The organism is Hyphomicrobium sp. B1 (genome assembly GCF_049532635.1).
Lineage (GTDB): Bacteria > Pseudomonadota > Alphaproteobacteria > Rhizobiales > Hyphomicrobiaceae > Hyphomicrobium_B.
Genome location: NZ_CP134871.1, coordinates 1,249,308 through 1,275,388 on the forward strand (window position 1 = coordinate 1,249,308; position 26,081 = coordinate 1,275,388).

Genomic DNA, 26,081 nt, shown 5'->3' on the forward strand with positions numbered 1-26,081 from the left:
ACCCGTGCCCACGGACCGCCCACTTATTCCATTCGTTATTTCCAATCGAATTCGAAATCACTTTTCTGAAATGGGAATGGTCTGAAGAAAGTGTTCAGCAATGTTCGGGGATGTTCTGTTCTATATAGAGCGGCTACCGATTATGCGTGGACCCGCCGCCGATTATGCGTGGCAATGCTCCCGTTTATGCGTTGGAACCGGCGTCACCGCTACCGATCATGCGCAACGGCGCAACCGATTATGCGTGAGGCCCTCTCAAACCCAAGCTGACAGCGGAGTCCGTCAAGGGTATGGGCTACCGATTATGCGTGGTTTCTGAAGGCCTGGAGGGCGGGAAATATAACGCCCCTGCTGCTACCGTTTATGCGTGAGCGGAAATAGCAGGTGCTACCGATTATGCGTGGACGCACGCAGCCCCAACCTGGGAAGAACACCGAGCCAAAGCAAAAACAAGCACAGCCGCGCCAATGCGCATCGGCCTGCTACCGATTATGCGTGCGACAAGAGACCGGCGCGCTACCGTTTATGCGTAAACTTTTGTCACGTTTTCCGTCCCTTGGTTGGAAGCGCGAGCACCTCCCCCGCGCCTGGCGAAATCGTGACGCCGAGTTCGGTCACCTTCACCGGGAGTTTCGGAAACACTTCCTTGATCTGATCGATCTCCTGGGCGAAGTCGCGCCGGAAGTTGGTCGAGCGGCTGTAACCCGTGCCCCACTGCTCGCGCAAAGCCTCCCAGGACACGTTCAGCGGCTTGTCCAGGTTGTTGAGCCGGTAGCCAAGCCAGAACAGCATGTCGAGTTTGCGGGGCGAGCTTGAGAACGCTTTCACGGCGTGGATGTTCACCGGCAGCGCGTGCTTGGTCAGGGTCTGGTAAAAGTCCTGGCTGAAGGTCACGGTCGATGGCCACAGCATCTTCTGTTCGGGCTGCGTCGGGAACCACACGTCGATCGACGAGAACGGTTGCGTGCTCACGGTCTTGGCCCGCTCCCCGTCCCACACGCCGATTTTCATGTTGCAGGCGGCCAGCGCGTTGATCTGCTGCTTGAAGGAATTGAGCGTCCCGTTCTTCCCGCCGGTCACCGCGAAACCCATCGACTTGATGAAGCCGGTGAGGGTGTCCTCGATCTGGATGGTCGCCGACTTCTGCCGCAGCGCCTCGCTGCAGGTGTGGAGCAGCAGCAGGCGCGCCCGCGAGCCATATGGCAAGGGCTGATCCACCCATTCGCCATCGCGGCCAACCAGTTTGCCGGCGCTGACCATCAGGCTCATGCGTCCCTGGCGGCGTTGCCATTCGCGCACCGCGAGCGGTTGCGCCGTGTAAGGCAGCGAGCAAATCGCCAGCACGCTGTGAATGTGACGGAGATCCTGGCGCTGGATTCCACTTTCTTCGGCGATCTGGCGCTGGGTCGCGACGCGGCGGCGTTGGCCGGGCGGCATGGCGGAGAGTTTGTCCCGCCGCTCCTGTTCGCGGACGCAGCTTGAGATGATGCTGTCACGTAAGAACGGTGTCGCCTCGGCCACGCGCTGCACCAGATCCGCGTCGCGGACCTGGGGAAGGGTGTCGAGGCCGAAGGTCATTTGACCCCCTCCCCGTCATGGACACTTGTCCAAGTGGACAGATGTACGCTTGCGCAAGACCTACTGAACACGGCGGCCGTCCTCGCTGAAATCGATGTCGTTGACCACGAACCCATGCGCGCGCAGCGCTTCAAGGACGATGTACCGTTTCGTCGTCCCCTCCTCGGCCGCCTTCTTCGAGATGGCGGTGAAGAGATAGTCGGGCAGCTCCACCGCCAGGCGGCGAACCGGCGCCGGCTGCGAACTCTTGCGCACGCGCTTGACCACGGGCTTCGGTTCGCTGGCCTCCGCCGGAGGGGCGCTCCCCTCCTCCGCCCGCGCGGGTGCCGGCACAGGCACGGCCGCAACCGGAGCCACCGCCGGGAATGACAACGCCGGCACGTTCTTCTCGGCGGAGAACTCGTCGACGACCGACTGCATTTTCTTCAGGTCGATCGGTTTGAAGGTGGGCTTGGAGACGTTCATGCGGCGGCTTTCTGTTGGTCTTGGCTGATCGCGAGCAGCACCTCGTTCACGATGCTGTCGAGTTCATGGGCGGCTTTTGCCATCGGCGGGCGCCCTCGGTCGGCGAAGTGCGGGGGCACCCCGGTGAGGAACGATTCCGAATACGCCGGCCGGTAGTGCATCAGCGTTTCAAAGCGCGCGATGCCGTTGGCGTCGATCTGCTCCAGCATGTAGGACTGCGACCCGGCCAGGATGAAGGGCACCGTGTTCAACAGGACGCGGTGAACAATTGGCTTGCCGATGCGCACGCCGATTTCCTGCAGCTGCACGGAGAGTTTGTTCGCTTCCAGGATGTCCGGTTCGCTGAGTTGCGCCGGCGTGATCGTGAGGTTCGCGAACACCGCCAGGTGCAGCATCTGGTTGGTGAGCGTGCCGGCAAGGTCGATCAGCACATAGCCGTCACGCTTGTAGTAGACGTCTTCGACGAACGACGAGATATCGCCCTGCGGCCCCGGCTCCACCGTCAATCCGGGAATGTTGCGCGCGGTCTCGTTGGTCGCGTACCAGCGCCACAACGTCTGGGTCTGGTCGAAGTCGATGATCTGAACCTTGTGGCCCATGTGGGCCAGCGCGCCTGCTATGCTCAGGCAGGCGGTGGACTTCCCCACGCCGCCCTTGGGTGAAGCGAAGGCGATGATGGTCGGCGGTGTGTGCGTGTTCATGCCCGCATCGTGTGCACAACGCCGACGACGGTCAACGCGAAGAGGTCAAGAGGCGGGCATATAAGTGAGGGGGGTGTTGCAAATGAGGATGATGCACACTTGTCCATTTGTCCACATATGCAGATGGACAAGAGCACAAGTGCGCAGATGGACATGATGAACTCGCGCCGAAGTTTCCGCGCTTTTTGAAGATGCACACATGTTCAGGTGTGCGGATGTACAAATGCACAAAAACACAAATGGACATGTCCAACTGTGCAAGTGGTCAAGTGGACAAACGCACAAGAGAGCAAGTGTCCAAGTGTCCAAGTGTCCAAGTGTCCAAGTGTACACGTGCACATCTGGACACTGGGAGAATGCTCAGCAATCTGCGGTATTGGCCAGATGTCTAGGCCTAGTCCTGGTCTGAGCCTGCAGTTGGCTTCGTCACCGCCGGAGCGACTTTGCTGGGCACCCCCAGTTGCCCGACTCAATAAGGAATGTGACCATGGAGCATGATGAAAAAATCCGCTCCGTCCTCCAGACAGGTCGAACTTTATGTGGCTCCTTCAGGTGAGGCGTCGCTCAATGTCGTCGTGGAAGGCGAGACGGTTTGGCTTACGCAGCGCCAGATGGCGGAGCTGTTTAAAACATCGGCCGATAACATCGGTTTGCACTTGAAGAACATTTATGCCGAGGAGGAATTGGTCGAGAAGGCAACTACCGAGGATTACTCGGTAGTTCAAACTGAAGGCCGGCGGCGGGTTACGCGAACGCTAAGGCATTATAATCTCGATGCAATTTTGTCCGTCGGCTACCGCGTCAACTCCAAGCGTGGCACCCAGTTCCGCATCTGGGCGACCAGTCGGCTGAAAGACTACCTGCTGAAAGGCTACGCCCTCAACCAGCGCCGTCTGGAGCAGAAAGGCGTTGAGATCGAGCAGGCAGTCAAGCTGCTGGGCCAAACGCTGCAAGCGAACAAACTCGTGACCGATGAAGGTCAGGCGCTCCTCGACTTGGTCAGCGAGTACGCCCGCACCTGGCGCCTGCTGCTGGACTATGACGAAAACAAGCTCCCGGACGAACCGAAGCGGCCAACCAAACGCCTCGTACGCCTAACAGTCGTCCAGGCGCGTGACGTTATCGCGAAGCTCAAGGCGTCGCTCGTATCCAAGAAAGAGGCGTCCGCGTTGTTCGGCGCCGAGCGCGAAAGTGGCCTCGAGGCCATCCTTGGCAACCTGGAGCAAACGTTCGGCGGCCAGCCCCTTTATCCCAGCGTGGAGGCCCGCGCCGCGCATCTCTTGTATTTTGTCATCAAGGATCATCCGTTCAGCGACGGCAACAAGCGCATCGCCAGCTTCCTGTTCCTGCACTATCTGGACAAGGCTGGCCGCCTAGTCCGCGCTAATGGCCAGCGACGCTTCGACGACAACGCGCTGGTGGCGCTTGCATTGCTGATCGCGGAAAGCGCGCCCGGTCAGAAGGATCTGATGATCCGCCTCACGATGGGCCTGCTTGAAGACGTAGGTTAAGTCAGGGAACACCGTTTCGGTTGGTCTGTGTCTTGGCCAGCGCCTCTGCCGCCGCCAACAATGTCCGAATGCTCTCAATTCGCTTGGGGTCGCTTGCCAGAAGTTCCGCTTCGGTCTTCGGACCATCACCCATCGCCTGCGCGATGGCATCGCCAACCTTCTGGTTGAGTTGCCGGGAGGGATCCTCCGCGAGATGGGCATAGCGCGCCGTGGTCATCGCGTGCTTGTGCCCGAGGAGCTTGCCGATCATCGGCAGGGACCCACCCGCCTGCGCGGCCTCGCTCGCGAAATGGTGCCTCAAGTCATGCAGCACCACGCCGTCGAGTTCCGCCATTGCGCGGATGCGCCGCCAGGGCTTCTGCAGGTTGATCAGGTGCGCGCGGTCGAAGCGTCCCACGATGACGTAAGGATTGCCCTGCACGCGCGGGAGCTCGCGCAGCACATCGACCGCGAGGCTGTTGAGCGCGATGGTCTTCTGTCCCGTCTTGGAATCGGGAAGCAGCAGGACGCGCCGCTCAAGGTCGACGAAGGACCATTTGAGGGTGAGGATTTCACCCACGCGCGCGCCGGTCAGCATGAGAAGGCGGATCGCGGCGACCACGTACAGGCTTTCAAGACTCTCCGCCGCCACCGTCGACAGGACTTTGCCCAGCCGCGCCAGCTCATCGCGCGAGAGATACCGCTGCCGCTTGTTCTCGCGGTACTTCTGGATGCCGAAGCAGGGGTTGCTGCGCTCGGGCCGGTAGCCGTGCTCCTCGGCCCAGCTCATGATCTTGGAGAGGATCGCCACGCAATAATTGGCGGTGGAGGCCTTGCCCGCGTGTTTGGAATGAAACCGCAGCACATCGGAACGCTTGATATCGACCAGGCGCCGCGCGCCGAAGGCGGGGACCAGGTAGAGGCGCAGCAGGATCTCGTATTTGGTGCGGCTGCCGGGCTTCAGCCTTGGCCCATGGTCCAGCATGAACTGGGCCGACGCCTCTTTGAGCGTCGGGTTTTCGAGCCGCTCCCGCTTCAGGGTGGCGGGGTCCCCGCCGCTGGCGATTTGGCCCAACAACCGATGGGCCTCCTTGCGCGCGCTCTCGGCCGTCCACGGCTGGCCATGCTTGCCGATGGTCATCCAGCGCAGACGTCCATCGATCCGCTTCAGGAGGAAATAGCTTGTCGCGTCCGCCTGACGCCGGGCACCAAATCCCTTGAGATCCGTGTCGCGGAGGGTTTCCCCGACCTTCAACCGCTCGACGGCGGCCTTCGTCACCCGCGCCCGCCCCATCCTGCCCATGATCCGCCCCCCGTGTCCGCCACTGCAGAATCACTGCAGGGTTCGCCCGTAGCTAACTTCTAGCTAACATTTTGCGGCGAATTCACGACGTAAGCTGAGAAATGCTGTCGTCCTAAGACATTGTTTTATAGCACTGATTCGTAAACCTGCGGAATCCTGGCGGACGGCAAATCTGCAATCGCACTGCAGAGGTCAGGGGTTCGATTCCCCTCGGCTCCACCAGCACCATTCTCAGAAGTCTCATCGCTATCGCTATCGTCTCAACAGGTCGCTGAATTCCGCCGTTTTTCATGTAAAAACTTGATTTCTACCCCTTATTGTCAACCGATGACCGACGAAAGATGGGGAAATGGTGAGCATGGCTCACTTTGCAGTATTAACTGCTGTAGAAAAATTTATTCGCATCCGCTGGCGTGGGCAGGCCTTCAATTCCCCAAAGTGCCTCCGAATTTCGCCTGCCCAAAGCCGGACGCCGTTGGACGCTGACAAATTTTATTCCCAGCTCTCGGCGCGACACTAATACCGGCAGCGGTTCATGGGAGCCGATACTGCTCTAAAACTACCTGGGACATCTATCGAAAAAGTCGAGGATGCGGATACAGTTGAGATGTGTGCCCGGCAGAAATTTAAACGTCACCAGGAACACGATCCTGCTTGCGAAATAGTCTCCTAAAGCGATTGCTTATCTTACGTTCGCTGATCCGGGCTAGCAGGCTCCGAATAACGACTTCCTTCGCGATTAGCTGTTGATGCAAATTAACATTCACCACCTGGCTCCCCGGCGACATGTTGATCCAGGGCGTGGCCGGGTCAATCGCGGCTGCGAAGAAAGATAAGTTAGATTGGCAACCTATGAAGACGCTGCTGCGCGAAAGACAATAGGCGTCGACAATGGCCTCGACGGCTAGCCTATATGGCCCTGCCTGAGGATTTTCAGGATCGTGTATCGGTTCTCCATTTAGGCTTCGGACTGCGCTTTGGCAAGCAACACAAGCACCGAAACGGCTTTGAAAGTTCTCCAGGATATTCACTTCGTCGGTCGCAACATACAGGCGCCACGGTATCGGCACACGTCGAACTATATTTTCTACGGTGGCGCAAATGAGATCAAATGGTACCGGCGGCGCTTCGTTGAATTTGTCGGTCCCTCTTACATGAACGCCAATGCAAAATGTGTCTCCAACCTTCTCACGCCAAAGCTCTTCAACAGATTCCAGAATTTCTGAGCGAGGTCGAACATACGCTGCGATGATTTCCGACGTGCGGAAGCGATTTGTTAGTAGGCGAAGGGCCATCTCGCTGGCGAACTCTTCGGCTTCGGTCCGTTTGGGCACTTCGGTAAATCTGGATCCCATTACGAGGCCAGCAGGCCACTCGAAGTAATGGTCCCACCAATTTTCGCCACGTGCAGGATCGTGGTATGGGCCGCTATCAAATTTGATGACGGCAATTTCGTTGTTAAGTTCACACCAATCGATAGCCCCTAGAACTGAATAGACGTTGGAAAAGAGGCCATACTTACGAGAGACAATTACCTGTTGAGACACGGGGATCATCCATTTTCGTAGCCGATGATCAATATTCGTCAGTAAGCCGTTTTTTGAATAATTGCCCGCTAGGGCGCAGCGCACGGAGGCTTGACCCACTCAACAACCCTCAGCACCGTCGCCCTAGCCTGACTGCGACCGCATAAGCACTGCACTTTTGATTGCGCGGCGTATTTTTCGTCCAATCGGATCGCGCTTTCCAATGCTAGCCGGCTGGGTATTCCCTAGTGCGCTTTCGACAAGATATTGGAAATTCCAATTATGAGCTTCGCTCAGCGCAACGGATTGAAGTTGAGCAACGCCGGCGATCGCGAGAGGGGCCGTTCGATATGCAGGATCGCTTTTGGAAGTCGGTAATTCAATTTCACAAAAGCGGGAGCCGAAAATTATCTCCGAGAAAGCTGACGATGTTGTTTGCCCGAAACTATCCGAGCCGGCCATCGCTTTCATTGCCTCATTTTCTACGGACGGGCAGGCGTCTCGCGCATACAGCGCGCATTCGTTCCAGACGTCCTCATTCCAGCGGTCCGAATGTAACAAATGCGTCAGAAACGGTTCCTTTATTCTGAAGGCAGGCACCTCTTCGGAACAGGAATATGGAAATACATAATCCCACCACGGAACACCGAGTTGGAAGCGACGTATGCGATCGTTCGAGATAGTCTTGGGGACTTTCGCCGGAGTGAACGCGACGAGATCGTAGCCCAATTCGAATACGTTGCCACGCGATGCTCCGTGATCCAGCACATCCATACGGCGTGCTGCAACAATCGATTTTTGTGACTGCTGAGCTAGAATTTCTGCGCAGCCTTCGGCTGACAGCATGTAAATGTCGGCATTAACGATTCCGACTGCTTCTGCAGATGACACCGTATCTAAAATGGCGCCGAGGCTAGGGCCAAAGCGATTGGGAAAATATGCTTCGTCATTCGATACGCCTAGACAATCTATAAGTCCCAATCGATTGATCGCATCCACCTCGTCGAAACGATTGATAGATAGCGGCTGAAAACCATTTTTTCTCCAGGAGTCAATACACGATGCAAGATAGCGGATACCGAGTTCTTCGCCGGTCTTGCGGTCTTTCCGCGAAAAGACGGGTGGCACCGAGGTGATTAGCAACATGAGCAGACTAACCTATCGGTGATGAGCGGCCGCACAGCTCTCCCCAGAAGTCCGATTTGGTTTTCATAAATTGTGGAGGAAAATGCCGGTACGAGGGTGACATAGTCGGGTATCAGCGAAGGGTCGAGATGTTTATGACCCAGCCATACGGGTTCATGTCCGAGACATTGAGCAACGAACGATAGACCGCGAGCGGTATTTAAATGGTGCCCGACAGCGTCTCGAATTGCGGGGGCGACGATGGCACTCCGCGACACGGTATCGTCGCGCCGGTGGGACAAAAATTCTTTAGAATGCAGCATTCAAAAAAGACTTTTTTGTCAGAGCATAAATTAGCGTAATGCCACGCAACTACTATCTAAGAAGCGAGATCAATTCGCAATCAATCAGCAAAGGCATTCCGGAAAAAACTGTTGATGATTGCTGTCACAACAGTCGGCTGTTGGTAGCGTGTGGCGTGGTCGAGATCGCGCAGCGTACGGATCAGGCGATGCGGCTCGCCCATATTTGCCCCGAGCACGCGCATCACCTGTTGCGGTGATAGAAGAGCAGATCGTCGCCGTAGTCAGCAGCGGCACCGAGCGCGCGACCAGGTGACAAGAAGACGGCGACCGCGTTCTTCAACTTCGAGATGACTATGCTCGATTCTTTTTCATCGCGGATGCGGCCGGGCGAGGTCGATGCCGTGACGGCGATCGTTCCTAATCAATCGGTTCATGGCGTCGATTTGCCGGTGAGCGTTGTGATGAGCTTACGAGTGACTTACGGCGCTGCTGTCATTTTCCACCGTTACGCTGCTGTGTGTTCGTAGATATCTTCCTCCTGGGCGTTATGCATCCGGACGAGCGCCTCGACTGATTCAATAATTCTCTGAGCATCGCGGATGAAATACCGATCGACGCTTTCGACGTGCATGTCATCGGTCAGCCGGGACAGAAGTCGCGCCAGATGCAAAATTTCGCGATGTGCCCGGCTCATGGCCGCAAGAGCAGGATTGCCATGAAGCGAGCGATTGAGGCGAGGATAGACGACCATCTCATCTTCGCGCTCATGCTCTACAATGCGCTTCGAGACAATTTGATACGCCTCGGAAATGAGGCTTACTGCGATGTCCTTTGGTGCATCGTCGAGTTTGTCGGCAATTTCCCGGAGCCTGTTCAGCGCTTCGTTGAGAACTTCGTGGTCTTGTTCCAGTGCGCGGATTGATGAGGGTGCGAGCGCGCCTTGGACTGCAGAGCGGCCTGGAGAAAGTGCCCGTAGCGCATTCAGGATCACAGCCACATCGATCAATTCTTGCGAAATCGCGCCCGCGACCGGCGATAGCATTCCTAGGGCGGCGGCAATCATTGCGATGCCGGAGAGCGTAAGCCCGATAACAATACTCTGCAAGGCTATGCGATATGCTCTTCGTGCGATGGCTACCGCGTCCGCAACCCTGTCGAGGCGATCAACCAGGATGACAACATCTGCGGCTTCCGATGAGGCACTTGCGCCTCTTGCGCCCATCGCCACGCCGACGTCAGCCGCCGCCAGTGCGGGGGCGTCATTTATGCCGTCGCCGACCATGATGGTGGGATGCAAGCGGCGCTCCACCGCTACGGCCTCGACCTTATCGGAGGGCACCCGGTCGGCGAGTACGGCATCGATATCCAATGCCGCTCCGATTGTTTCGGCTGCATCTGCTCGATCGCCGGTCACCATCACAATGCGTTTTACGCCCGATGTCCTAAGCGCTTGAATGGCTCTTGGCGATTCACGGCGAAGTTCGTCGGAAAGAAGCAAGGCGCCGATTGGTTGGTCGTCAACAGAAACAAAGACGCTTAATGCAGAGCGCCAGGAAGCCCTTCGGAGCGCCCGCACGGCCCAGGACGGAAGTCTACCGTGTGTGAAAATAAATCTATCAGAGCCCGCCTTGACCAGCTTTCCCGCGACGCGCCCCTCAATGCCAGAACCCATCGCTTCATGGACGTTCTCTGGTCCGGTGAGGGTAATGCTGCGGGCGCGTGCAGCTGTTACGATAGCGCCCGCCACTACATTATGAGAGGCCTGCTCCAATGATCCCGAAAAACGCAGGACCTCTTCGGAAGAGAAATGGGGCGCCGTTTCTATCGCTGCCAGTCTGGCGCCGCCGACGGTCAATGTCCCGGTCTTGTCGAACATGACCGTGTGTGCGCGTGCCAATGCCTCAAGCGCGGAGCTGCCTTTGATCAGTATGCCGCTTCTCGCAGCGCGCGAAACGCCTGCTATGAAAGCCACGGGAGCTGCAAGAATGAGAGGACAAGGAGTTGAGGCGACGAGCACGGCGAGTGCGCGAACGGCATCCCCCGAAAAGAGCCAAGCGGCGCCGGCAAGTAACAGCGTGGCAGGCACTAATGCCAGAGCGAAGCGATCCGCCACACGCATAAAAGGTGCTTTTGCTGCTTGCGCTGCTGTAACCATTCGAACGATTGCTGCATACGTACTCTCGCCAGCGACAGCGCTCGCGGTCATGTCAAAGGTTTCACCTGCATTGACTGAACCACTACGAAGAGGATCATGGCGCTGGCGAATGACGGGCAATGGCTCACCCGTCACAGCTGACTCATCGATGGCGCCAACTTCCGACGTGAGAATGCCATCGACGGGAAGGACTTCGCCAGCCCGCACCAGGAGCTTATCGCCGACTGCAATTTTTTCGACCGCAATATCTTCGACGAGCTGACCTGAGTATCGATGAGCAATTCGAGGCGCGCGATCTATGAGCGTCTTTAAGTCCCGCTCCGCCTGACCGACGGCATAGTCTTCGAGCAGATTGCCGCCCGAATACATGATTGCCACCACCACGCCCGCGAGGTTCTCACCGAGCAGCAGGGCGCCGGTCATGGACAGCAGCGCGATCGCGTCGACGCCGAAGCGTCCAGCCGCGAGATCGCGGACAATCGAGATCGCAAGCCCCAGAATTACCGGTAATGTCGCAATTGCCCAGACGCTCTGCGCCCAAAAAGTTCGGCCGAAGAACCAGAGGAGCCCGCCACTAACGATGCCGGCCAATGCGATCGTAAATAGCAGCCGCCGGATCAGACGATCGGATGGCCAATTTGGCATAGGATCCTCGCCGCGCCCCAACCATTTTAGGAGATAAGTAGCAGAGTTTTTGAAGCGGGCTATTTGATCGTGCGCAATCCGTGGGCGCTCTGCCTCGTCGAAACGGCGGTGGAAAAGAGTGCTCACTCCGCCGCTATGACCTCACGTCGGAGTTTTTGAGAGCGCCTGGACGTTCTCCAGTTCTGATTCTTATGGCTGCGGTCTGGGTGTTTCCACACCACTGGGCGGGAGTATTGGGTAAGTGACGTTGGGTTGCTGGCCGGTCAGCGATTCCAGGAATGATGTGATATTGCTAATTTCCGCGTCCGTTAGGTGTTGCCCGAGTTGGCTTGTTCCCATGACGGCAACAGCTTGACGAAGATCCCACGATTTTCCTGTATGGAAGTATGGGGGTGTCAAGGTGATGTTGCGGAGCGGAGGGACGCGGAAAACATATTCATCACTGACCGTGTGCGTGACTTGGAAGCGCCCCTTATCATCTGGCGGCAGGAAATCCGCGCCAGGTTTTTCAACCACTCCGAACGGCGCGTACATTTGTCCTCCAACGTTTATGCCGGCATGACAGGACGAGCAGCCTTTATCCATGAACAGCTGCAAACCATTTCTTTGCTCCGCAGTCAGAGCTGCTTGATCGCCCCGCAAGTACTTGTCGAACGGGGCATTGGGCGTGATTAGCGTCGCTTCGAAGGCTGCTATCGCGGTCGCGGCATTTGCCATCGTGATAGGATCGCTGTCTTTCGCGAAGGCTACTTCAAAAAGCTTGCTGTATCCCGGGATGCCTTTCAACATTTGAATGGCGTGCTCGTGAGTGATGCCCATCTCGATGGGATTTTGAATCGGCCCACCAGCCTGGGCTTTCAAATCAGCCGCGCAGCCATCCCAAAATTGGGCGACGTTGAATACCGCATTCAACACCGTGGGCGCGTTTCGGCCGCCGTGTTGCCATTTGTGCCCAATCGAGTTTGGAAGCATGTCGACGCCTCCAATCCCTATTTGATGGCAGGTATTGCAACTAATGTTATGACTTTGTGAAAGACGCGGATCGAAATAGAGAGCTTTGCCGAGGTTCACCATCGCGGGCGTCGAGGCAATCCCTTTAATCGTTGGAGGGGTAAGCGGGATAGGTTCGAAGGTTGCTTGGGCCTGCTTCATGAGAGGGTCATCGGCCGCATCCGCCGCGATCACGACCACAGCGCTTGCCAGCTGTTGGTCGGAGTCGCGGCGGCAAATCCATCGGCTCAGGCTGTTGCAATTGCCGGAATTGGTGGTGTCACACCAGGCGCAATGTCCATGGCAGCCGGAGAGTACGTTTCTGTTTCCTCGCAGTCCGATATCGAGCGAGCAGATATCGCGCGCGAAAAGCAGGCGATTGAAAGCGATCGATGTCGAATACGCGGAGCTCGTCGCAATTTATCAGCATCGAGGCCTGTCTCACGACACGGCCAAACTGGTTGCCAAAGAGCTCACTCATCATGACGCATTGGCCGCCCACGTGCGCGCTTGTCCAGCCGCGACCGTCTTGGAGCCTGCTCTGACGGGAATACGTCCGAGAGGGGCGGAGACGCTGTCAGGATATGAACGGCCCGGAATAACCAGATGTCGATCGTCCCAAAGAAGAAGACGTTGTAATTTGGTCACAGGAGAGGTCTACCTTGCTGCGATGAAGACATCTTAAGTTGCTGGTTTTAATGGTAGAAATGAGCCGATAAGTAGCTTCCCCTCGGCTCCACCAAGTGCTTTGGAACCGCTGAACTATTTAGCACTTTGTCGTTCTCGACATCAGGACTTGCACTCCGCTCGCCCGGCCATCGCAGCAGCCGTATTAAGAACTTACGCTTTGTTTTCGCCATTCGCGCAAAAGGCGCGCCGGCCTCTGCACAACTCAAGTGCCATACGAATCCTACGAATTGACTCGTATCAACGGGCTCGGCGATGAGATTTTTATGTTGCCTTCGATACGCCAAGGCTGCCACCAAAAACGGCAATCGCCGAACGCATTCGAAAAACCAAACTGCAGATAGCTTCGCATGGTTGATGAAAAAGCGGACGAGGGAGTGGTCGACGGCGCATCTTCCGTGCGTCTGTTGGCGGTAAGCACTGCGGACCAGATCACCATGCTCGCGGCATCCGACCAATGGACGGCGCCGAATGCGGCCAACCTGGATGGCTTGATCAGCGCGGTTCTCGCCCGCCCCTCTCTGGGGAACGTGACGCTGGATATGAGCGGTATCGAGCGGATCGATACCTACGGCGCATGGGAAATTTCGCGCCTTCAGCGCGAACTCAGCGCGCGCGGCGGCAAACTCAAGATCTCGGCTCTGCCGGAACAATATGCTGGACTGTTCCGGGCCGTGGAGCAGGCGGCCGAACTTGCCGATAAGGTTCCCTCACAGCCGCGCAAGGAATTTACGGGCCTCGCTGCCATCGGCCAAGGGATGGCCAACTATGGCCGGGGCTTCGTGCTTCTGCTTAACATGATCGGTGCGGTCTGCGCTGCGGCCTTTCGGGCGATCCTGAAGCCTTCAACGTTTCGCTTCACATCGACGGTCCATCAGCTCGACCGCGTCGGCTGGCAGGCGATCCCGATCATTTTTCTGATTACCTTTTTGATCGGCAGCATCATTGCCCAGCAGGGCTTCTTTCATTTCAGAAAGTTTGGCGCCGACGACTATGTCGTCGATATGGTCGGCATTCTTGTTCTTCGTGAAATCGGCGTTCTCATCGTCGCAATCATGGTGGCGGGGCGATCTGGCAGCTCTTACACTGCCGAACTCGGCTCGATGAAGATGCGCGAGGAAATCGACGCGCTCAGAACCATGGGCTTCGATCCGGTCGACGTGCTCATTCTTCCTCGCATTGTCGCGCTCGTCATTGCGCTTCCGCTGCTGACCTTCATCGGCTCGATGTCGGCCCTTTACGGTGGCGAGCTTGTAGCGTGGCTATATGGCGGAATGAGCCCCGAAATTTATGTCGCCCGCTTGAAGGAAGCGATCTCGATGACGCACTTCAAGGTCGGCATGATCAAAGCGCCGTTCATGGCGTTCGTGATCGGCATCGTAGCGTGTACGGAAGGCCTGAAGGTTGGAGGGAGCGCCGAATCCCTCGGGCTTCGGACGACGGCATCGGTTGTGACCTCGATCTTTCTCGTCATCGTCCTTGACGGTCTGTTCGCTGTCTTTTTTGCATCGATCGGTATGTGATGAGAATGGCCTCTCCGAGCAAAGTGCCCGTCATTAGCGTTCGTGACCTGGCCGTCGGGTTCCGAGACCGAATGGTCCTGGATCATCTGTCTCTCGACGTCCGTCCCGGGGAAATTCTTGGCCTCGTCGGCGGCTCAGGCAGCGGCAAATCCGTCCTGTTGCGCACCATTATCGGCCTGTTGCCGAAACAGTCGGGATCAATCGAAGTTTTCGGACATGATGTTGACCACGTCGACGATGAGACCCACCGTGCGCTGCAGCGGCGATGCGGCATCCTCTTTCAAAACGGCGCGCTGTATTCGTCGCTCACCGTAATACAAAACGTGCAGTTTCCGATGCGCGAGTTCCTGCACTTGCCGGAGGATTTACTCGATGAGATCGCGGCGACCAAGCTCGCGATGGTTGGACTGTCCCGGCTCGACGCCAACAAGCTGCCGTCGGAGCTTTCGGGCGGCATGACGAAACGCGTCGCCATGGCTCGCGCGCTTGCACTCGATCCCGAGGTCGTTTTTCTCGACGAGCCGACTTCAGGTCTGGACCCCATATCGGCGGGTGATTTCGACTCGCTGATCCGAACGCTGCAGCAGACCCTTGGCCTGACCGTGTTCATGATCACGCATGACCTCAACAGCTTACACACCGTATGCGATCGCATCGCCGTATTGGCGGATGGCAAGATCGTCGCCGACGGTCCACTCTCGGCTATGCTTGCGAGCGAGCACCCTTGGGTCAAATCGTACTTCCGTGGCCAACGCGGACGCATGCTGGAATCTTCACGCCAACAGTCATCTGGTTGAGACGCCGTTATGGAAATTCGCGCGCGATACACGCTGATCGGACTCTTCACCCTCGCGACTGTCGCGGCGGCGTTCGTATTTGTCTACTGGCTCAACCACGCAGGCGGCTTGGCCCAGCAGGCGCTTTACCGCGCACGTTTCGAGACACCGGTCTCTGGACTTCTCAGAGGTTCGGCGGTTCTCTTCAATGGTATCCGCGTCGGCGAAGTTGTCGCGCTCGAGTTGGCAGCCGACCATCCCAAGCAGGTCACGGCTCTGATCTCCGTTGACAGTACGACGCCCGTTCGTTCCGACACGAAGGTCGGTATAGAATTTCAAGGCCTTACCAGCTCGCCCGTCCTGGCATTGCGCGGCGGCGCACCCGATGCCCCCCCCGTCACATCAATCGACCGGCAGCCGCCACTCCTTACCGTCGATCCAAACGACACGCAAAGTCTCACGGAATCGGCGCGAGATATCCTTCATCGGATCGGTGCCGTCATTGATGAAAATCGCGAGCCCTTCAAATCGCTGGTCGCGAACATCAACACGTTTTCGGCATCGCTCGCGAAGAACTCCGATAAGGTCGATGGCATTCTGTCCGGTCTGGAGAAGATGACAGGTGGTGGCAAGAAAGCCGACGCACCCATTGTCGATCTCGAAGCTCCCAAAAAATTTCCGGGCCTCGGCAAGATTCCCGAGGGCCAACTCGTCGTGCCGGAACCAGATATCGTGGGCAGTGTCTTCAATGATCAGGTCGCAATCATGACGCCAGCGGGCGAGCGCTCGAACGCAATCGCCGCCCGGTGGCCGGATACTTTAAGCCGGGTCGTGCAATCGCGCGTCGTGCAGAGCTTTGAAAATGCCGGATACCTGAAGGTCCTTGGACGCCAGCCGGACACGCTCGAAGTCGATTATCAGCTCATCTTGGATTTGCGTAACTTCGAGATCGTGGCCTCGGACACGCCATCGGCCGAGATAGCATTCTCAGCAAAGGTCGTCGGCAAAAACGGACAGATCCTAGGCGCACGCATATTTAAAGCGAGCGTACCGGCGACGATCACCGATCAGGCTGGAATATCGGCGGCACTCAATCAAGCGTTCGACAAGGTCGCGTCCGAACTTGTCGTCTGGGTCTGCAGCGTCGCCTGAGCGCAGCAGCGCGACTTCATTCGCGCGCCCGAGCTAACGAGATTTAGTCGACGCCGCTCGACTGCCCATCTGATCCGAGTGTGATCGGAATCGGCGACAAGAATTATGCGAACTTACGACGTTATAGCGCTTACTATTGAGCACTATGGCGACTAGAAAATTCAGTATCGCGGCAATGCCAAGCACCACATTCAGCCAACCGCAGATCGCCGATCCCGCACAGGGCCGCGGCGATTGATGAGAAATACCGTCTGCCCGATTGTGCGTCGCTGAATTCGTCCCCCTGAATCCAACGGACACCACACGAATCCCATTTCTATATAATCGGCAATCTCTGAGCCCTTTCCTGGAAACCTGTTTGTCCAGTTTGGGCAACTCGTCAGCTCAGCGATTTAAGAAGCGGGAGAGGCCGATTTGTGCTGATTTTATAGACGATGCAACTCGCGCGTATGCGGAATGGCCTTTTTGCTTCGAATGGCAGGTGAACATCACGCAGCGAACGAAGGCGCCCCATCCCATAAGGAAAAAATTTTTCCATTATTATATTGAAAGCAGGCCAGCCGAATTTGAAATATTGATGGCAAATTGGGAACTGCGCCGTCCGAATATTTTTCAAATACGATATTGGTCTTTAGTTTCAATCCGATATTTTTGGCGTTAGGCCATCATTAACACCTCACCTACATATAATGGCCTAGGCTTATTGTCGTTCAATAAGTCATGAAAGCGGGGCGGAGTTTTTGCTGCGGCAGCACTCCGGGGGGAAATGAGCGAAAATTGCAATTCGACGCTGGATATTTCCGGTCTGTTGACAATCCGAACGGTCAGCGATGCGAAAAACGCAATTCTGAGCTCCATAAACGATAGCGAATCACTCGACCTCCTGATCTCCGAAGAGTCCGACATCGACATTGCCGGAATCCAACTCATCGTCGCCGCGCGGCTCTATGCGCAGGGCGCCTCCAAGCAATTATCGCTCGCCGCTCCGATTTCCGGGCGTGCTTTGAGCCTGATGGATCGAGCGGGACTGCTCGCTGAAATGTCGGCTGAAAATCGCCGGTTCTGGTTGCACGAGGGAGCCTGAAATGTCCGCGTCAATTCTCACGGTAGACGATTCATCAAGTATACGAGTCGCGATCAAGGTGGCGCTGACAGGGGCCGGTTATCAGGTCAGCGAGGCGGTCGACGGGGCAGATGGTATTAAGAAAGCCAATGCTGGAAAGTTCGACCTCATCATCACTGACTTGAACATGCCCATCATGGACGGTCTGACGATGATCGAGGAGCTACGCAAAATCCCGGCGCACAGCGGTGTGCCGATCATTTTTCTCACCACGGAATCCGACGCAGCACTCAAACAACGAGCCAAGTCCGCAGGTGCCACTGGCTGGCTGACGAAGCCCTTTCAAGCCGACAACCTTCTGAAGATCGTCAAGAAGGTGCTCGGACAATGACGTCGAATACGGATGCAATTGCAACATTTCGCGCGGAGGCGGACGAGCTTTTGGATCGCATTGAGCTTGGCTTGCTCGATTTGTCGAGGAAGCCCGGTGATCGCGCGCTCGTCGATGATGTTTTTCGCAGCCTTCACACCCTGAAGGGCTCTGGCGCCATGTTCGGATTCGATGCACTTGCATCGTTCACGCACCATTGTGAATCGGCATTCGATCAGGTCCGCAAGGGTGAGGTCACGGCTACGGCGAACCTCGTCTCGGTTGTTCTGGCTGCGCAAGATCACATGCGGGCTTTGCTCGAAGGAGCCGAAACAGCTAGCGAGGCGACAGGCCAGGAGCTGCTCCTCCGCCTGGAGCAGGAAGTGAAGATGGCAGGACATGCTCCGCCTCCGGAAGAACCCGAGAAAACGTCTTGGGAGATTAATTTCTCGCTGCCGCCGAATGCGTTGGTCAACGGTTGCAACCCGCTGGCGCTTCTGGCCGAAATGCGCGATCTCGGCGAGTGTAGCGTTGCGGCGGATATTTCGGAAATCCCGGCTCTCGACGCGCTGGTTGCGAACGAGTGCTACATCACGTGGAACGTCAAACTTCTCACCGATAAGCCGCGGACGGATATCGAAGACGTCTTCATGTTCATTATCGATGATATGAAGCTCGATATTCGTCAGGTCGAAGCAGACAAAAGCAGCGAACCGGTTCAGCCGGAAATGTCCAGCGATGCCGCACCATCCTCCGATGCGTCGCAGACGGATAAGCAGCGGCCGTCGACCGTTGCCGATACGCGCCAGGCAGCCAAAAGCTCTGAAAGCGTTCGCGTCCCTGCTGAACGGCTGGATGAGCTCATGGATCGTGTCGGTGAACTCGTCATCGCGCAATCGCGTCTCAGCCAGATTGCCGCCGCTAGCCCGGACCTCAATCTGCGTGCCGTCTCAGAAGACATAGAGCGGCTCTCCAACGAGCTGCGCGATACGATGATGGTGCTTCGCATGGTTCCCGTCGGAACCCTGTTCGGCCGCTTCCGTCGCCTCGTGCATGATCTCGCACGCGAGACGGGCAAGACGATCGACCTGACGACCGAAGGCGAAGGAACTGAAGTAGACAAGACCGTTATCGAGCGGCTGGCGGACCCGCTCGTGCATCTCGTCAGAAACTCCGTCGATCACGGTCTCGAAACGCCGGAAAAACGCAAGGCGGCCGGAAAACCGGAAGCAGGTAAAATCAGTCTCGCGGCGCGCCATGCAGGCGGCGAAGTCATTATTTCCATCACGGACGATGGTGCCGGCATCGACCGGGTGCGCGTTCGAGCCAAGGCCGAAGCGCAAGGCTTGATTATGCCGGGTGCCCACATCGGCGATCACGATCTGCTGCAAATGATCTTCCAACCTGGCTTCTCGACCGCGCAAGCCGTCACCAATCTCTCCGGCCGCGGAGTCGGCATGGACGTCGTCAAGCGGACGGTGGAAGCGCTGCGCGGATCGATCGATCTCAGCAGCGAGCCGGGCGCAGGCTCGCGTATCTCGCTTCGCATCCCGTTGACGCTTGCCATCATCGACGGCCTTTTGGTTCGAGTCGGCACGGGACGCTATGTCATTCCGCTATCCGCGGTCGAGGAATGTCTCGAATTGCCGGTCGAGCAGGATTTGCGCTCGCGCGGCAGAAGCTTCATCTCGCTGCGCGATACGCTCGTACCGTTCCTCAGGCTTCGCGAAATTTTCCAGACAGGAACACAGCCGGATCAATTCCAGAAAATCGTGGTCGTTTCGACTGGGGCCGAGCGCGTCGGATTGGTCGTCGACCAGATCATCGGTGACCATCAGACTGTGATCAAGGCCATGTCGAAGCTGCACGAAGACGTCGCGATGTTTTCTGGCGCGACGATCCTCGGCGACGGCTCGGTCGCGCTCATTCTCGATATCGCGCATCTGGTGGCGACTGGGCAAATGGCCGAGGCGCAGCTGCGCAAGGCCGGTTGAGCACGTCCGACATAACGACGAAGGCATTCGGCTATGACGCAAGAAATTGAAGTACTGACGTTCGATCTCCAAGACGAGACGTTTGCCTTGGAGGCAAGCATTGTCCGCGAGATCATGGACATGCCGATCGTGACGATTGTGCCGACGGCTTCAAAGCTGGTCGGCGGCGTCATAAACTTCCGCGGCAAAGTCATCCCCCTCGCGAATCTGCATATCGCATTCGCAATGGAAGCCGGACCGCAGACGATCGACAGTCGTACTGTCGTGATCGAACTCGATATCGATGGTGTCGCGAGCTTCATCGGACTTCGGACCGACCGCGTGAACGAAGTTACGACACTTGATCTTTGCCGCAGCGAGCCGCCGCCGAGCGTGGGCATGCGCTGGCGATCTGAATACGTGAAATGCGTCGTCAAGCAGGGAGGCGAGTTCATCGTACTTCCTGATCTTCAGAATATTTTCTCGATCCATTCGGAAACGACGGGAGGATCGCTCAAAGCAGTCGCTTGAGCCGTATTGGAAGGCCCTGCGCATGGAAGCGCCGGCAAGACTCATGACGAGTTCCGTTCGATAGCAGCGGTGAAGCTATCGCAATCCGTTCATGAAGTATGAGGGAAAGCCGCAAGGTCTTCCCAAGCCAAGGGGCAGTTCGATGCGATTTACGATCAAGACCAAGCTCGCCGTTGCTTTTACAATCGTGACCCTGCTGTCATGCGTTATGGCAGGTCTGGGCATATACCAGCTATCGCTTCTCAATTCGCAGGTTACACAGATCGTCGAAGGCCCGGCGGCGCAAGTCCAGCATGCCGACGACATAGAGATTAGTGCCCTCTATATGATCCGCGCCGAAAAGAATATCATTGCCGAAACGGACCTTCAGAAGCTCGCGGCAATGCGCGAAGAGCTCAATAAATATCGCCAGAAGGTCTTGGATGCCGCGGAGCAGGTCAAGCGCGTAGCTGGGCCGGAGGTCAAAGAAAAACTCGCTCAATTCGACGCAGCATGGCGGGAATGGGTTCCGGTGCAGGAACAGGCGCTGCAATTCGCAGCGGAAAATACGTCAGAATCTCGCGCCAAAGCCCTTGCGATCTCTGCGGGTGAAGCCCGCAACAAAGCGAAGGCAGCCTTTGCGATCATTAACGCCATCCAGGACATTGGCGACCGCGATATGACGCAAATCGCTGGCGAAGCTCAATCAGAATATCAGACAGCACGCATGGTGCTTCTTGCGACCGCCGCATTCATCTTCCTGCTGTCGGCCAGCGCAGGTATTTGGATTTCTCTCGGTGTCTCTCGTGGACTGAGCAAGGGCGTCCAGCTCGCGGAAGCCGTCTCGATCGGCGACCTTGATCAAAATGTCACCGTCGCGACCAACGATGAGATCAAAGACCTCATCGATGCGATGACGCGCATGACCGCAAACCTTCGTGAAACTGCAGGCATCGCAAATCAGATCGCAGGCGGTGATCTGACGGTGCAGCCAAAGCCGCTGTCGGACAAGGACACGCTGGGCCATGCTCTCGAAAGCATGGTCGAACGTCTGCGCGGCGTCGTGTCGGATGCGATCGTCGCGTCGAGGAACGTTTCGGCTGGCAGCCAGCAGCTCTCTTCGGCCTCGGAACAAGTCTCCCAGGGCGCAACCGAACAGGCCTCTGCGGCGGAAGAAGCATCAGCGTCGATGGAAGAAATGGCGGCGAACATCAAGCAGAACGCCGACAACGCCGCCCAGACCGAGAAGATTGCGCGCCAATCGTCGAAGGACGCTGAGGCCAGCGGCGACGCGGTAACCCGTGCGGTCAATGCGATGCGCACCATCGCTGAAAAGATCGGTATCGTTCAGGAAATCGCTCGTCAGACCGATCTTCTGGCTCTCAACGCAGCGGTCGAAGCCGCGCGCGCTGGGGAGCACGGTAAGGGCTTCGCGGTTGTTGCGTCCGAAGTGCGCAAGCTTGCGGAACGCAGCCAGACGGCGGCCGCGGAGATCGGATCGGTGTCCGGCGACACCGTGAAAGCGGCGCAGGAAGCTGGCGAAATGCTGACACGCTTGGTTCCGGATATCCGTAAAACGGCGGAACTCGTTGCTGAGATCAGCGCCGCGTGCCGTGAACAGGACATCGGTGCTTCGCAGATCAATGAAGCGATCCAGCAGCTTGATAAGGTCACGCAGCAGAACGCCGGCGCATCGGAAGAAATGTCGGCGACCTCTGAGGAATTGGCGGCACAGGCCGAAGAGCTTCAGCAGAGCATCGCGTTCTTCCGGACCGACGACTCGAACCGCTCGTCCGAGTCTGCGAACGTCCGCTCGGTGCCTGCCAAGCGGATCACATCGGCGAAGCCGTCGGCCGCTCAGAAAGCGCTCGCCAGAGCTTCCGCTGAGAAGAAAGCGACGTCGTCCGCGCCGCGCAATACCGTTGCCGAACTTCAGTCGCGTGTGAAGGGCTTTGCCCTAGACCTGAGCACGGGTGGCCCTGACGCGGACGATGCAAACTTCCGGGAGTCGGCGTGATGACCAGCGCTGGCTCCGAAGCTCAATATGTGACGTTTAGCTTGGCCGACGAAGTTTTCGCGGTCCCCGTCAGGGAAGTGCGGGAGATCCTCGATTACCGAAAGGCATTCAGGATTCCGCACGGTCCCGACTATCTCCTTGGCCTCACCGACGTTCGGGGCCAAGGCGTACCGACTATAGATCTGCGCCAGCGTCTCGGGCTGGCACCGACGGAGCCGACGCCGCACACGCGCATCCTCGTTTTGGATGTGGCGCTTGCGGGGCGAGTTCTATGCCTGGGTCTTGTGGCGGATCGGGTCTTTGAAGTAACGCCCTTCCACAGCAATCAGATCGAAGCGGCGCCGGACATCGGCGTTCGCTGGCGCTCGGACTACATCGCCGGTGTGGTCCAGCGCCCCGAAGGATTCGTCGTGCTGATCGATCTGCCAAAACTGTTCTCGTCATCGGAGTCGGCGATGCTTTCGCAAACTGCGGCCGCAGCGTAACCAAGGTCTACGGAGCTTTTGGTATGACTTCTCTAAGCCACAGCGTCGACCGCGGGCAAGATACGCGGCTGCGCAACGATAACCTGAGCAAGCGCAACTTCGATCGCTTAGCACGTTTCATAAATGGGTATAGCGGCATCCGCATGCCGCCGACCAAAGTGACGATGCTTGAGGGACGGCTCCGGCGGCGCTTGCGCGTCACCGGCCACGACTCGTTCGACAGTTATTGTCACTTCCTTTTTGATGAAGATGGCATCGAGTCCGAAGCCATTCATCTGATCGACGTCGCGACGACGAACAAGACCGATTTCTTTCGGGAACCAAACCACTTCGCTTACCTAGTCGAAAATGTTCTGCCGGCGATGATGCAGCGAGACAAAGGTGAGGTTCGCGTTTGGAGCGCGGCTTGCTCTACCGGCGCCGAACCCTACACGTTGGCGATGATCCTTGAAGACTTCAGGCAGAGCTATCGGCTAGGATATTCGATCCTCGCGACGGATCTAAGCACCGAGGTTCTGTCGACCGCAGTTCGCGGCATCTATCCCGAAGAGATGATGGATCCGGTACCCCCCGTCTTGGCGCGGAAATACGTGCTGCGTTCGGTCCGCGGCGATCGGCAGGTTCGCATGCACCATTCGCTCAGATCGAAGATCGGTTTCGCGCGGCTGAACCTTATGGACGATAGCTACGCAATTGGTGCACCGGTCGATGTTATCTTCTGCCGAAATGTGCTCATCTATTTCGAGAAAAAGGTGCAGGAAGCCGTTCTATCGCGGCTTTGCGATTGTCTCGCGCCGAACGGCTATCTGTTCATTGGTCATTCCGAATCCATTGGCGGATTTTCACTTCCGGTCAAACAGGTCGCAAATACCATTTTCCAGAAGACGCGATAGATGCCTCATAAAAAGATACGCGTTCTGATTATCGACGACTCAGCAAGCGTGCGTCAGACCCTGACGGCGGTGTTGAGCTCGGACCCGGACATCGAAGTTATGGGTGCAGCCTCCGACCCGATCGCCGCTGCGCGTCGTATCCAGGATGAGGTACCCGACGTCATCACGCTCGATGTCGAGATGCCGCGTATGGACGGCATTACGTTTCTCAGAAAGCTGATGGCGCAGCGGCCAGTTCCGGTCGTCATGTGCTCTTCGCTGACCGAGGCAGGATCGGAAACGCTGATGCAGGCGTTGGAGGCAGGCGCCGTCGACATCATCTTGAAGCCACGCATCGGTGTTGCCGATCATCTAGCCGAAAGCTCGCTTCGAATTTGCGAAGTGGTCAAAAGCGCGGCTTTGGCGCGGGTCGGCGGACGACGGCCGCGCGATGCGATGGAAGTCAGAATGGGAGGGCCGGAAAAGAAGCTGACGGCGGACGCGATGCTTCCGCCGCCGTCCGGCCGCGCGATGGCGAAAACGACCGAAATGGTCGTGTGCATGGGTGCTTCGACCGGCGGAACGGAATCGCTGCGCGTCGTCTTGGAAGCCATGCCCGCAAACGCGCCGGGCATCGTCATCGTGCAGCACATGCCGGAGAAATTTACTGCGGCCTTTGCCAAACGTCTGAATTCACTCTGCGCCGTCGAAGTGAAGGAAGCGGCCGACGGCGATGCCGTGCTGCGCGGCCACGTCCTTATTGCGCCGGGCGACAGACATATGATGCTGGAACGGCACGGCGCGAGATATTTCGTGTCCGTCAAGAGCGGCCCGCTGGTTTCTCGCCATCGCCCGTCGGTCGACGTGCTGTTTCGGTCGGCCGCGCAATCGGCTGGTTCCAATGCCATCGGCGTCATCATGACAGGCATGGGCGACGATGGTGCGCGCGGGCTCCAGGAAATGAAAGCCGCAAACGCCTTCACGATTGCCCAAGACGAAGCGACGTCGGTGGTCTTCGGCATGCCGAAGGAGGCCATCGCACGAGGTGCAGCCGCTAAGGTGGTGCCCCTGAATGCGATAGCAAGCGAAGTGTTGCGAGCGGCAAGCCGTAGCTAAGCGGCACGCGCCGAGACAGCCGCGTCGGGCAAACAATGTGCGTGTACGTCTCGCTCTCTCGCCATCGTGTAGGTCGCAGCGATGGTATCGAGAAGGCTTTTCAGCGGATCAAGAATATCCGCGACGTCAATATCCTCTTCACCGGCAAGCAACTGAAGTGACGCCGCGGAAGTCGACAAGACGTTTCCGAGTTCGGCATCGAAATTCAACTCGGTCTCGGCTTTCGCAAGGGAATCAACGACGTCCTTTCCTTGTCCCATGATTGTCGCGAGCCGAGACTCTGCAAGATCGGCAGCGTGACGCAAACGTGCGGCTGCGCCTTCGAGCTTGGATTTCGGGCTAGTCTCCGCGCGGTCCGTGTTCAAATGCGCCATGTCCTCGCCGAGGGAACGAAGTGCCGCGAGTGTCACATCGGCAATGGAATCGAGCTTTTTGGCGTAGAGGCGCAGCTCGATGGCGATGACCTGGAGCGGCTTTCCGGCGTCGCCCATCCGCGAGCAGCTGACCGTCGTGTTGAGTGCCATGAATTGCACGTCTTCGCGAACGCTTTTGATCGTATCGATACGCCGCAGCAACTCATCGACCGTCCGAGCTGTCGCGGATCGGACATCATTGGCTGCCGCGACGGCTTGCTCCATGTCTGTGACGAGGATCTCGGCATCAGCAACGCTCCGCTCGAGAGATCGAAGATTGTTATGGCTATCTGATGAACCTTGCGTTTGCTGGAGGCGCAAAAGAGATTGCGCATCGGCTGCCATTTCCGCCATGTTCGCGAGCATCACGTGGGAATCGCGCTCGAAGTCCTGGGCCGTATCCGCGAGTTGCGCGGCGAGCAGACGGCAGATGAATTGGGTAAATCGCTCTCTCGCGTCGTCCGAAAGGCCGTCTTGCGCTAAGCGAGAATCAGCTTCGGTCAGGAGGTTGAGCCCATTCTGAATGTGCTCGATGCGCTGCCGCGATATATCTCCAATTTGAAGCGAAGATAGCGCATCGACAACCTTGAGCTGGATATTTTGCGCAAGTGCAGAGGCTTCACCGGTCATGTCGGCGATCTGCTTTTGATGCACCCGGATCGCGGTCGCATCGTCCGCCAAATGATTGGGAACAGCCGGAACCATCGCGGAGACTTCTTCGGCGAGGCCAGATTCAAGTTTCAGCGCCGCGCGGACCTGATCCAGCAGACCGTTGAGCCGCATATCGATGTCATTGAGTTCGGTGCCGCCAACCTCGATTCTGGTCCGCATTTCCTGAGAA

The 26,081-nt window shown here is 57.5% G+C and carries 23 protein-coding genes and 1 tRNA gene; 14 read left to right on the top strand and 10 right to left on the bottom strand.

Annotated elements, in window-relative coordinates:
* Positions 1 to 540: 540 nt before the first annotated feature.
* The 3 genes from RLW55_RS06125 to RLW55_RS06135 are packed head-to-tail and all read right to left on the bottom strand — an operon-like array spanning position 541 to position 2,744.
* Positions 541 to 1,578 (bottom strand): replication protein RepA, encoded by a 1,038-nt coding sequence (locus RLW55_RS06125; RefSeq protein WP_423415888.1) that lies wholly within the window; start codon positions 1,576 to 1,578, stop codon positions 541 to 543.
* A 60-nt stretch (positions 1,579 to 1,638) separates the two neighbouring features.
* The gene (locus RLW55_RS06130; protein WP_423415889.1) at positions 1,639 to 2,043 is read right to left on the bottom strand and encodes a hypothetical protein; all 405 of its coding nucleotides are present in this window, start codon (positions 2,041 to 2,043) and stop codon (positions 1,639 to 1,641) included.
* Entirely contained in the window at positions 2,040 to 2,744 is a 705-nt protein-coding gene (locus RLW55_RS06135) for a ParA family protein (protein ID WP_423415890.1), read from the bottom strand. The genes RLW55_RS06130 and RLW55_RS06135 overlap by 4 nt, the downstream gene beginning before the upstream one ends.
* Before the next feature lie 494 nt (positions 2,745 to 3,238).
* Here RLW55_RS06135 and rhuM point away from each other — a divergent pair, with 494 nt between their 5' ends.
* Positions 3,239 to 4,255 (top strand): RhuM family protein, encoded by a 1,017-nt coding sequence (gene rhuM, locus RLW55_RS06140; protein ID WP_423415891.1) that lies wholly within the window; start codon positions 3,239 to 3,241, stop codon positions 4,253 to 4,255.
* A gap of 1 nt (position 4,256) precedes the next feature.
* Here rhuM and RLW55_RS06145 read toward each other — a convergent pair whose 3' ends face one another.
* Positions 4,257 to 5,537: a tyrosine-type recombinase/integrase gene (locus tag RLW55_RS06145; RefSeq protein WP_423415892.1), complete on the bottom strand. Its 1,281-nt coding sequence runs from the start codon at positions 5,535 to 5,537 to the stop codon at positions 4,257 to 4,259.
* 150 nt (positions 5,538 to 5,687) lie between these two features.
* Between RLW55_RS06145 and RLW55_RS06150 the strand changes: the two genes are divergently transcribed.
* Positions 5,688 to 5,759: transfer RNA gene (locus RLW55_RS06150), tRNA-Ser, on the top strand.
* A 404-nt stretch (positions 5,760 to 6,163) separates the two neighbouring features.
* Here RLW55_RS06150 and RLW55_RS06155 read toward each other — a convergent pair.
* The 5 genes from RLW55_RS06155 to RLW55_RS06175 form a co-directional block, all read right to left on the bottom strand.
* A complete protein-coding gene (locus RLW55_RS06155; RefSeq protein ID WP_423415893.1) occupies positions 6,164 to 7,183 on the bottom strand; it encodes an O-fucosyltransferase family protein in 1,020 nt (339 codons plus the stop codon).
* A 24-nt stretch (positions 7,184 to 7,207) separates the two neighbouring features.
* Positions 7,208 to 8,209: a hypothetical protein gene (locus RLW55_RS06160; protein WP_423415894.1), complete on the bottom strand. Its 1,002-nt coding sequence runs from the start codon at positions 8,207 to 8,209 to the stop codon at positions 7,208 to 7,210.
* A 382-nt stretch (positions 8,210 to 8,591) separates the two neighbouring features.
* A complete protein-coding gene (locus RLW55_RS06165) occupies positions 8,592 to 8,735 on the bottom strand; it encodes a hypothetical protein (protein WP_423415895.1) in 144 nt (47 codons plus the stop codon).
* Between the two features lie 263 nt (positions 8,736 to 8,998).
* Entirely contained in the window at positions 8,999 to 11,293 is a 2,295-nt protein-coding gene (locus tag RLW55_RS06170; RefSeq protein WP_423415896.1) for a heavy metal translocating P-type ATPase, read from the bottom strand.
* 189 nt (positions 11,294 to 11,482) lie between these two features.
* Positions 11,483 to 12,484, bottom strand: coding sequence for a cytochrome-c peroxidase (locus RLW55_RS06175; protein WP_423415897.1), 1,002 nt, complete (start codon positions 12,482 to 12,484; stop codon positions 11,483 to 11,485).
* Positions 12,485 to 12,499: 15 nt separating this feature from the next.
* Between RLW55_RS06175 and RLW55_RS06180 the strand changes: the two genes are divergently transcribed.
* The 12 genes from RLW55_RS06180 (at position 12,500) to RLW55_RS06235 (ending at position 24,827) form a co-directional block, all read left to right on the top strand.
* A complete protein-coding gene (locus RLW55_RS06180; protein ID WP_423415898.1) occupies positions 12,500 to 12,769 on the top strand; it encodes a VIT1/CCC1 transporter family protein in 270 nt (89 codons plus the stop codon).
* Between the two features lie 551 nt (positions 12,770 to 13,320).
* Complete coding sequence (locus RLW55_RS06185; RefSeq protein ID WP_423415899.1) at positions 13,321 to 14,493, top strand: MlaE family lipid ABC transporter permease subunit; 1,173 nt, start codon at positions 13,321 to 13,323, stop codon at positions 14,491 to 14,493.
* Positions 14,494 to 14,498: 5 nt separating this feature from the next.
* Complete coding sequence (locus tag RLW55_RS06190; RefSeq protein WP_414464581.1) at positions 14,499 to 15,290, top strand: ABC transporter ATP-binding protein; 792 nt, start codon at positions 14,499 to 14,501, stop codon at positions 15,288 to 15,290.
* Positions 15,291 to 15,299: 9 nt separating this feature from the next.
* Positions 15,300 to 16,421 carry an ABC-type transport auxiliary lipoprotein family protein gene (locus RLW55_RS06195; RefSeq protein WP_409561459.1) on the top strand — a complete coding sequence of 374 codons (1,122 nt, stop codon included), beginning with the start codon at positions 15,300 to 15,302 and terminating at the stop codon, positions 16,419 to 16,421.
* 766 nt (positions 16,422 to 17,187) lie between these two features.
* Positions 17,188 to 17,505, top strand: coding sequence for a hypothetical protein (locus RLW55_RS06200; protein WP_423415900.1), 318 nt, complete (start codon positions 17,188 to 17,190; stop codon positions 17,503 to 17,505).
* A 1-nt stretch (position 17,506) separates the two neighbouring features.
* Complete coding sequence (locus tag RLW55_RS06205) at positions 17,507 to 17,875, top strand: response regulator (RefSeq protein WP_409561457.1); 369 nt, start codon at positions 17,507 to 17,509, stop codon at positions 17,873 to 17,875.
* Complete coding sequence (locus RLW55_RS06210; RefSeq protein ID WP_423415901.1) at positions 17,872 to 19,848, top strand: chemotaxis protein CheA; 1,977 nt, start codon at positions 17,872 to 17,874, stop codon at positions 19,846 to 19,848. Before RLW55_RS06205 ends, RLW55_RS06210 begins: the two co-directional genes overlap by 4 nt.
* A gap of 33 nt (positions 19,849 to 19,881) precedes the next feature.
* A complete protein-coding gene (locus RLW55_RS06215) occupies positions 19,882 to 20,358 on the top strand; it encodes a chemotaxis protein CheW (RefSeq protein WP_409561455.1) in 477 nt (158 codons plus the stop codon).
* A 142-nt stretch (positions 20,359 to 20,500) separates the two neighbouring features.
* Positions 20,501 to 22,354: a methyl-accepting chemotaxis protein gene (locus tag RLW55_RS06220; RefSeq protein WP_423415902.1), complete on the top strand. Its 1,854-nt coding sequence runs from the start codon at positions 20,501 to 20,503 to the stop codon at positions 22,352 to 22,354.
* Positions 22,354 to 22,839, top strand: a complete 486-nt coding sequence (locus RLW55_RS06225; protein ID WP_423415903.1) for a chemotaxis protein CheW — start codon at positions 22,354 to 22,356, stop codon at positions 22,837 to 22,839. Before RLW55_RS06220 ends, RLW55_RS06225 begins: the two co-directional genes overlap by 1 nt.
* Positions 22,840 to 22,862: 23 nt before the next feature.
* Positions 22,863 to 23,732: a CheR family methyltransferase gene (locus RLW55_RS06230; protein ID WP_409561452.1), complete on the top strand. Its 870-nt coding sequence runs from the start codon at positions 22,863 to 22,865 to the stop codon at positions 23,730 to 23,732.
* Positions 23,733 to 24,827 (top strand): protein-glutamate methylesterase/protein-glutamine glutaminase, encoded by a 1,095-nt coding sequence (locus RLW55_RS06235; RefSeq protein ID WP_423415904.1) that lies wholly within the window; start codon positions 23,733 to 23,735, stop codon positions 24,825 to 24,827.
* Here the strand turns inward: RLW55_RS06235 and RLW55_RS06240 are convergent.
* Positions 24,824 to 26,071, bottom strand: coding sequence for a hypothetical protein (locus RLW55_RS06240; RefSeq protein WP_423415905.1), 1,248 nt, complete (start codon positions 26,069 to 26,071; stop codon positions 24,824 to 24,826). The genes RLW55_RS06235 and RLW55_RS06240 overlap by 4 nt on opposite strands.
* Positions 26,072 to 26,081: the final 10 nt, after the last annotated feature.

Coding starts and splice junctions, on each gene's coding strand:
- RLW55_RS06170 (WP_423415896.1), bottom strand. CDS start 11,293: ATGCCAAATTGGCCATCCGATCGTCTGATCCGGCGGCTGCTATTTACG.
- RLW55_RS06240 (WP_423415905.1), bottom strand. CDS start 26,071: ATGCGGACCAGAATCGAGGTTGGCGGCACCGAACTCAATGACATCGAT.
- RLW55_RS06135 (WP_423415890.1), bottom strand. CDS start 2,744: ATGAACACGCACACACCGCCGACCATCATCGCCTTCGCTTCACCCAAG.
- RLW55_RS06215 (WP_409561455.1), top strand. CDS start 19,882: ATGACGCAAGAAATTGAAGTACTGACGTTCGATCTCCAAGACGAGACG.
- RLW55_RS06185 (WP_423415899.1), top strand. CDS start 13,321: ATGGTTGATGAAAAAGCGGACGAGGGAGTGGTCGACGGCGCATCTTCC.
- RLW55_RS06125 (WP_423415888.1), bottom strand. CDS start 1,578: ATGACCTTCGGCCTCGACACCCTTCCCCAGGTCCGCGACGCGGATCTG.
- RLW55_RS06200 (WP_423415900.1), top strand. CDS start 17,188: ATGAGCGAAAATTGCAATTCGACGCTGGATATTTCCGGTCTGTTGACA.
- RLW55_RS06230 (WP_409561452.1), top strand. CDS start 22,863: ATGACTTCTCTAAGCCACAGCGTCGACCGCGGGCAAGATACGCGGCTG.
- RLW55_RS06130 (WP_423415889.1), bottom strand. CDS start 2,043: ATGAACGTCTCCAAGCCCACCTTCAAACCGATCGACCTGAAGAAAATG.
- RLW55_RS06210 (WP_423415901.1), top strand. CDS start 17,872: ATGACGTCGAATACGGATGCAATTGCAACATTTCGCGCGGAGGCGGAC.
- RLW55_RS06205 (WP_409561457.1), top strand. CDS start 17,507: ATGTCCGCGTCAATTCTCACGGTAGACGATTCATCAAGTATACGAGTC.
- RLW55_RS06225 (WP_423415903.1), top strand. CDS start 22,354: ATGACCAGCGCTGGCTCCGAAGCTCAATATGTGACGTTTAGCTTGGCC.
- RLW55_RS06235 (WP_423415904.1), top strand. CDS start 23,733: ATGCCTCATAAAAAGATACGCGTTCTGATTATCGACGACTCAGCAAGC.
- RLW55_RS06160 (WP_423415894.1), bottom strand. CDS start 8,209: ATGTTGCTAATCACCTCGGTGCCACCCGTCTTTTCGCGGAAAGACCGC.
- RLW55_RS06145 (WP_423415892.1), bottom strand. CDS start 5,537: ATGGGCAGGATGGGGCGGGCGCGGGTGACGAAGGCCGCCGTCGAGCGG.
- rhuM (WP_423415891.1), top strand. CDS start 3,239: ATGATGAAAAAATCCGCTCCGTCCTCCAGACAGGTCGAACTTTATGTG.
- RLW55_RS06165 (WP_423415895.1), bottom strand. CDS start 8,735: ATGCGCGTGCTCGGGGCAAATATGGGCGAGCCGCATCGCCTGATCCGT.
- RLW55_RS06220 (WP_423415902.1), top strand. CDS start 20,501: ATGCGATTTACGATCAAGACCAAGCTCGCCGTTGCTTTTACAATCGTG.
- RLW55_RS06195 (WP_409561459.1), top strand. CDS start 15,300: ATGGAAATTCGCGCGCGATACACGCTGATCGGACTCTTCACCCTCGCG.
- RLW55_RS06190 (WP_414464581.1), top strand. CDS start 14,499: ATGGCCTCTCCGAGCAAAGTGCCCGTCATTAGCGTTCGTGACCTGGCC.